Origin of the sequence: Dehalobacter sp., assembly GCA_023667845.1 — a bacterium.
GTDB lineage: Bacteria > Bacillota > Desulfitobacteriia > Desulfitobacteriales > Syntrophobotulaceae > Dehalobacter.
Genome location: JAMPIU010000195.1, coordinates 1 through 2169, shown reverse-complemented (window position 1 = coordinate 2169; position 2169 = coordinate 1). Strand labels below are relative to the sequence as shown.

The window sequence follows — 2169 nt, the reverse complement described above, 5'->3', positions numbered from 1 at the left end:
TAAAATATTCAGTTACACAGCGACTGGAGGTGACAATCCCGATATTGGTACAAAATGGCCTTTACCACAATGTGGACAAAGCGTAATGTCGTGTCCTGTGAGACATTTCATAAGTTCAACATAGGAAAGTTTCTCAGGAGCCTTTATTGTAATTTTTGCTCCGGTAAGCCGTTTACACAATGTCAGCTTTTTCTTTTTTGCAGCCGGTGATAAAAACCCGTAATGCCGGATTTTTGTGAATCCAGGCGGTAGGATGTGAAGCAAAAACCTCCGCATGAACTCGTCTACAGACAATGTCATCACCTTTTCTTTTTTTTCGTCCCGGTAATCGCGCCACTTGAAAGATACCTCGGTATCCCTTACACTGAGAATACGGTGATTTGCAATAGCGACACGATGAGTATAGCGTCCAAGATAGGAAATCACACTATTTGACGTTTTGAATGGACGTTTGCAGTAGACATACCAATTCTTTTGATAGAGTATGTTAAGAAATTCCTGCCACTTCTTTGGATCTCTCAGCTCTTGCAAACCACCGGACCACTCCAGATTCATTTGTTTAAAATGGTGCAGGAATTTTCCTCTGAATTTGCGAGCCATCACTTTTACCGGAATAAAGAACTTTTTACGGGAATCCCTCCATTTCCCTTCCTTTGTCAGACCTCCGCCCGGAACAATCATATGCACGTGCGGATGGTGATTCAAGTTTTGCCCCCAAGTATGTAGAATAGAAATGCATCCTACTTCCGCACCCAGATATTTTTTGTCGGCTGCCAACTCACGCAATGTTCCGTGGGCACATTTCAGGAGTAGGTCATACATTACGCCCTGATTTTGAAATGCTGGCATACTCAATTCATCCGGCAATGTAAATACCACATGAAAATATGGCACTGGAAGCAAATCATCATTTCGCGCCATCACCCAACGTTCTTTACTCAGCGCCTGACACTTCGGACAGTGCCTGTTTCTGCAAGAGTTATATGATATTTTGATATGCCCGCATTCATCACATGCATCCATATGACCACCAAGTGTTGCCGTCCTGCAGTTCTGTATTGCTCTTACCGCTTTGCATACATGCGGTGGCAGATGGTGACGGCTCAGATATTCATCGCCGTGTTGACTGAAGATGTCTTGTATCTCAAGCATGCGACACCATTTTACGTGGACGCCCTTTCTTCTTTGGCAAAGTGTCAATAGGACTTTTAGTTTTTAGTACTTCTGAGTTTGCAAGTTGCGTATACCAAGCTGTGGTATCAATCCTCACATGACCTAACAATTTTTTTAATGCCAACAAATTATGTTCATCTTCATATAAATGAGTAGCAAAACAGCGACGAAGTGTATGTATGGTCCCTTGCTTTTTAACACCTGATTTTCGAAGAGCTGACTTAAAAGCATCCTGTAATGTACGGTTTTGATACCTACCACCAGCTCTGGGAGCCTCAAACAGCCATTCTTTTGGACGGTATTCCCTCCAGTATTCTCTAAGATAATCAAGCGTTGACTGTGGTAACAACGCATATCTATCACGGTTACCTTTCCCCTGACGGACAAGTATACGCATTTGACCAGACTCAATGTCCGAAGCCTTAAGGTTGGTAATTTCAGAAAGGCGTAATCCTGATCCGTAAGCGAGCATAAGCATAACTCTGTGAATTTTGCTGTCCGTACTGTCGAGAATCTTTCTTATTTCCTCTTTTGTGAAAATCTGAGGTATGCGGCGATTTTGTTTTAACCTCGGTAACTTTTTGTAGTTCAAAACCACGTCTAAGGTTACACTATACACAAACCGAAGTGCACTGTTATATGTGTTTACGCTTTGCGGGTTTATTTTCTTTTCGGTTGCCAGATAGTACAGATAATCAATTATCTCCTTCTCACCCATTTGGTCTGCCGATTTACCAAAATAATCTTGAAACAATCGTACCTTTGTGGTATATTCCTTAATTGTTTCAATGCTGCGACCTCTCATTTCGAGGTCTCTGGTCAGTTTTTCTAAAACTTCTGTTTTAGTCATTGTCTTTTCTCCTTTACAATTTTGTCAGCAGATAAGCTGCTCTATAGTAAAGGATGGTCATATAAAATAAAAAAAAGACTGTTAAGCCGGTTTTTATTTTTCACTCTGCTCTTTTGCCACCGCGCCAGCGGTTTCGTTCTGCTTAT

Annotated in this window: 2 protein-coding genes; both read right to left on the bottom strand. The window is 41.7% G+C overall.

What is annotated here, in order from left to right:
- Nucleotides 1-12: 12 nt before the first annotated feature.
- Entirely contained in the window at nt 13-1152 is a 1140-nt protein-coding gene (locus NC238_15840; GenBank protein MCM1567378.1) for an IS91 family transposase, read from the bottom strand.
- On the bottom strand, nt 1145-2023 hold the full coding sequence (locus NC238_15835) for a site-specific integrase (GenBank protein MCM1567377.1): 879 nt from the start codon (nt 2021-2023) through the stop codon (nt 1145-1147). Before NC238_15835 ends, NC238_15840 begins: the two co-directional genes overlap by 8 nt.
- Nucleotides 2024-2169 lie beyond the last annotated feature (146 nt).